This is a genomic window from uncultured Microbulbifer sp., from assembly GCF_947489355.1.
Lineage (GTDB): Bacteria > Pseudomonadota > Gammaproteobacteria > Pseudomonadales > Cellvibrionaceae > Microbulbifer.
Genome location: NZ_CANLDD010000112.1, coordinates 1 through 4049 on the forward strand (window position 1 = coordinate 1; position 4049 = coordinate 4049).

6 protein-coding genes are annotated in these 4049 nt (G+C 50.1%); 3 read left to right on the top strand and 3 right to left on the bottom strand.

The features are described 5' to 3' along the window. The 3 genes from Q1A48_RS20670 to Q1A48_RS20675 all read left to right on the top strand — a co-directional run. The coding region (locus Q1A48_RS20670; protein ID WP_299948662.1) for a hypothetical protein at positions 1-837 on the top strand (837 nt) is incomplete at its 5' end. Positions 838-888: 51 nt separating this feature from the next. Next, positions 889-1128, top strand: a complete 240-nt coding sequence (locus Q1A48_RS22015) for a DUF4224 domain-containing protein (RefSeq protein ID WP_366523459.1) — start codon at positions 889-891, stop codon at positions 1126-1128. Continuing rightward, positions 1121-2173 carry a hypothetical protein gene (locus tag Q1A48_RS20675; protein WP_299948664.1) on the top strand — a complete coding sequence of 351 codons (1053 nt, stop codon included), beginning with the start codon at positions 1121-1123 and terminating at the stop codon, positions 2171-2173. The genes Q1A48_RS22015 and Q1A48_RS20675 overlap by 8 nt, the downstream gene beginning before the upstream one ends. A gap of 329 nt (positions 2174-2502) precedes the next feature. Here Q1A48_RS20675 and Q1A48_RS20680 read toward each other — a convergent pair whose 3' ends face one another. The 3 genes from Q1A48_RS20680 to Q1A48_RS20690 all read right to left on the bottom strand — a co-directional run. Next, positions 2503-3510: a tyrosine-type recombinase/integrase gene (locus tag Q1A48_RS20680; protein WP_299948666.1), complete on the bottom strand. Its 1008-nt coding sequence runs from the start codon at positions 3508-3510 to the stop codon at positions 2503-2505. A 44-nt stretch (positions 3511-3554) separates the two neighbouring features. Beyond that, a complete protein-coding gene (locus Q1A48_RS20685; RefSeq protein ID WP_299948668.1) occupies positions 3555-3773 on the bottom strand; it encodes a DUF4224 domain-containing protein in 219 nt (72 codons plus the stop codon). Positions 3774-3824: 51 nt separating this feature from the next. Further along, a partial coding sequence (locus Q1A48_RS20690) for a hypothetical protein (RefSeq protein ID WP_299948670.1) occupies positions 3825-4049 on the bottom strand: 225 nt, incomplete at its 5' end.

A 4049-nucleotide genomic window follows, 5' to 3' on the forward strand; every position in this document is an offset into this window, starting at 1 on the left:
ACACACAGTGAAGAACAGCAGCAGCGCAGTACCCAGGGCAGCCTGGAATACCAAGCGCTTGAACAGCAGCTCAACAGTATTAAAGAGCAGATCAACAGCCTGAATGGTCTGATCGCCACAGACGCCGTCAACGGCTACCGCCAGCGCGCTATTGATACCACCCCCAAATTGCATGCCCTGGAAACCCAGCGCAGCCAGCTCATCAAAAGCCTTTCCATAGCCAAACCAGGCGCCAGTACCCACGGCGCATTTAACAGTCTGGCCAGCACGCTCAATGTGGACCCCGTGCGATTACAGCACGCCGGATTCCTCGCCCTGGCAATCATCACAGATGTGGTAGGGCTGGTGGCGTTACTAGCGTTTAACGCTGCCTCAACGGTTTGTAAACGTTTAGCTAAACGGTCTAAACGGTTTTCAACGCCAGATAAACAGTTTTCAACGGATTCTAAACGGTTCTCAACGGACGCTAAACAGTCGCCAACTGAGCCTAAACAGTTGCTAAATGGTGCTAAACAGCTGCTAACGGTAGATAAACGGTTGGCAGCGGAAACTCAAGAATCCTCAACGGTTTGTAAACGGTTAGCTAAACGGCCTAAACGGCCTAAACGGTTTTCAACGCTAGCTAAACGGTTTGTAAACGCTAACCTCAGCCAGGAACAGATTGAACTGGCCAACCAAATTTGCGCCGGAGAGTTCGGCACCCGGCCCGTGTTACGCAACATCATCAAGTGCATTCGCGGTGGATACCCAGCCGCCAAATCCGTTTTCGATGCACTGGAGCAGGCAGGAAAAATCACCCGAGACGGCCAGAGGTTTTACCTGGCTGGATGCCAATAGGATAACCAATAGGCGCGGTTTTGATCGCGCCGTCGTTTACAGGACCGAACGATGAGTGAGATATTAACTGAGGCCCAATTGCGCAGGTTGACTGGGGCTCAATCCCCCGAAGCACAAAAGCTAGTATTGAAGGAGAACCAAATTCCTTATGTGCGTAGGAGAGATGGTAAGCCTGCTGTAACCTGGGAAATGGTCAATCAATCTCAGTTGGCGAATAACAATCGAGTTAACTCAAGCGGTGTAAACTTTCAAATACCCTCCGGCGTAGACATGAGCGCAGTCAATGGCTAGACCAAGAACCCCTAAAAATGCGTGGATGCCTCGCTGGGTTGAAGTTTATCCACGGGGCTACCGCATAAAAATTCGCAGGCAAGGTGCGTGGCACCTTTGTGGCCCGAATGCTACAAAAGCAGAAGTGTGGGCAGAATATGAGCACTGGCAGCAAGGTCAACAAGCAAAATCATTCACAATCGCCGATCTTGTAGACCTCTACTTTGCATCACCGCAATACACGAAAGAGTTGCGGCCACAGACACAAAAAGACTATCTCAGGTACTCCAAAAAAATACGCGCTGTTTTTGGCAATGCAAAACCCAATTCTATCACCTCACCAGTGATCCAAGTATTCATGGATGCAAGAGGCCAAGAATATCCAACAGCAGCAAATAGGGAGCGTACATTCCTTGGCATCATATTTCGCTGGGGAAAAGCTCGCGGCCTGGTATCGATTGAAGATCCAACTAAAGCTGTAAAGCCTCTCAAGGAACGCCGTGGAGGGCGGTATGTAGAGGACTCAGAATACCTGGCTTTTTATTCTTGGCTGGGATCTCATGGCCATACAGCCCATCAGGCGGCAATGGAAATTTCCTACCTATGTGGTGCTCGGCAACAAGATGTACTGGCTTTAAAGAGACAAAATGTTACCGAAGAGGGGCTGCTAATCCACCAACAGAAAACAGGTAAAAAGCAGCTAAAGCTATGGACCGAAAGGCTGCGTGATGCAGTTGATCTGGCACTAAAAGCCAATAAGGGTTCCAAGGCGCAAAGTATGCATTTGATTCGTAGCAAGATCGGACATGGCTATACACGCGATGGTTTCAATAGTAGTTGGAATCGTGAGCAGCGAGCTGCCACAAAGGCTGGTGCTCTTCCCACCAGGTTCCGATTTCACGACCTCAAGATCAAAGGTATCTCGGACTTCAAAGGCGACAAGCAAGAATTCAGTGGTCATAAAACACGCAGCATGATGGAGCGTTACAACCACACCGCCGACAAAGTAGTCTCACTAGACAAGGCAAGAATAAAGCGGGGAGAAGATGATTCGGAAATTACCTGATTGCATATACAGTTTTAGTAGGGGGTAACTATATTCGCTTGTAGAAGCTATAAGGGGTAAAATACTGGGAATGCATACAGTAATTACCCTTGAAATTTGAGCTAACTTACTGATATTACTAGGGTTAGCGAAGGCTTGTGGCTCCTGAGGTCGCGGGTTCAATCCCCGTCGGCCACCCCAAATAAGCCTGTAAAATCAGGCAATTAGAAGCCCTCTCAAGTAGAGGGCTTTTTCATTTTTGGCACAATGTACGAATGCGGTGTACGAATTTTACCCCCTGTCGCCTTTTGCCAAGCCTGAGACTGGATATAATCCCAGTATCGAGATGCCTACTTATCGTCATCTTTTTCCCCCTCCTCGCTATCACTTTCTCTGTTCAATGGCACCACCCGATCTGGGGTGCGGTTATAACGTTCAGCCATAGAGGTTGATTTGTGACCAGTAAATCGTTTCAAGTCCCCCTCAAAATCACTGGCTGCTTTGATCTTGAGGTCGTGGAAGCGAAAGCGTTCTTTAATGATGCCGGCGGCTAGAGCGGCGCGTTGTTCGCGCTGCCAGACTGCATTGAAACCTGTACGAGTGTAACCCTGACCAGTGCGACCCCTGATAATGTGCGCGGATTGAACTTTGGCTGTGGTATTTCCAGCAAGGGCCGAATTCACTGCCCTTCGCAGAGGGGTATTCCAGAGCTTGAGCTGTTGTTTTCCTGTCTTAGCTTGGGCAATCAATAGGCCATCTTCCTGAAGGTTATGCCGGGTAAGTGCGAGGACATCTTGTTGGCGTGCAGCGCACAGGTAGGCTATCTCCATTGCGCATTGGTGCATCAAGTGGCCCCTTTGCCCCAACCAGTTCCAAAATGCTTTGTATTCTGCATCTTGCACATAACGACCACCAGGTGACTCCACAAAGGGTCGTACCACCTTGGTGGGGTCTTCAATCGTCACAAAACCCCGGGCTTTCCCCCACTTCATGATAAGCCCGAGAAAAGTTCGTTCGCGGTTGGCTGTGGCCGGATATTTGGTGCCTCGGGAGTCCATGAACATCTGCACCAAAGGTGAGGTGATAGTGTCTGGTTGCATTTCACCAAACACGGCGATTATCGTTTTACCGTATCGTTGATAGTCCTTCTGTGTGCTGGGCTTCAGATGCTTGGTGTACTGGGGTGATGCAAAGTAGAGATCTATTAGATCAGCAACAGTGAACTCTTTGTGTACCTGACCAGCTTGCCAGCGTTCATAGGCAATCCAAACCTCTGATTTGCTGGCATCTGGTCCTGCCAGGTGTTTGGTCGGCACCCCATATTTGCGTACCCGATATCCCCCTTTATAGCGGGCCACATGAGGAGGCATCCAGGCGTTTTCGGGGTTGCGGCGTCTTCCCATTAGCTAACGGCCTCCAGGTTGAATCCAAGAGGGAGCTTTTTGTCCGTTGGCCGTGAGGCCAATTTGGATTGATTGACCATAGCCCAGGTTACTGCAGGCTTACCATCTTTCCGACGCACATAGGGGATTTGATTCTCATCCAGCACCAGTTTCTGTGCGTCGGAGGATTTAGCGCCGGTCAATCTACGCAATTGGGCTTCGGTTAGTATCTCGCTCATCGTTCTATCCTGTAAACGATTGCGCGATCAGAGCCGCGCCTATTGGTTATCCTATTGGCATCCAGCCAGGTAAAACCTCTGGCCGTCACGGGTGAGTTCTCCTGCCTGTTCCAGGGCGTCGAAAACAGGTTTGGCGGCTGGGTATCCACCGCGAATGCACTTGATGATGTTGCGTAACACGGGCCGGGTGCCGAATTCTCCGGCGCAAATTTGGTTGGCCAGTTCAATCTGTTCCTGGCTGAGGTCGGCGTTTACAAACCGTTTAGGCTCCGTTGA

What these genes read in the sequence shown, in the direction of transcription:
- Q1A48_RS20685 (WP_299948668.1), bottom strand. Translation starts at nt 3,773, where the DNA reads ATGAGCGAGATACTAACCGAAGCCCAATTGCGTAGATTGACCGGCGCT.
- Q1A48_RS22015 (WP_366523459.1), top strand. Translation starts at nt 889, where the DNA reads ATGAGTGAGATATTAACTGAGGCCCAATTGCGCAGGTTGACTGGGGCT.
- Q1A48_RS20675 (WP_299948664.1), top strand. Translation starts at nt 1,121, where the DNA reads ATGGCTAGACCAAGAACCCCTAAAAATGCGTGGATGCCTCGCTGGGTT.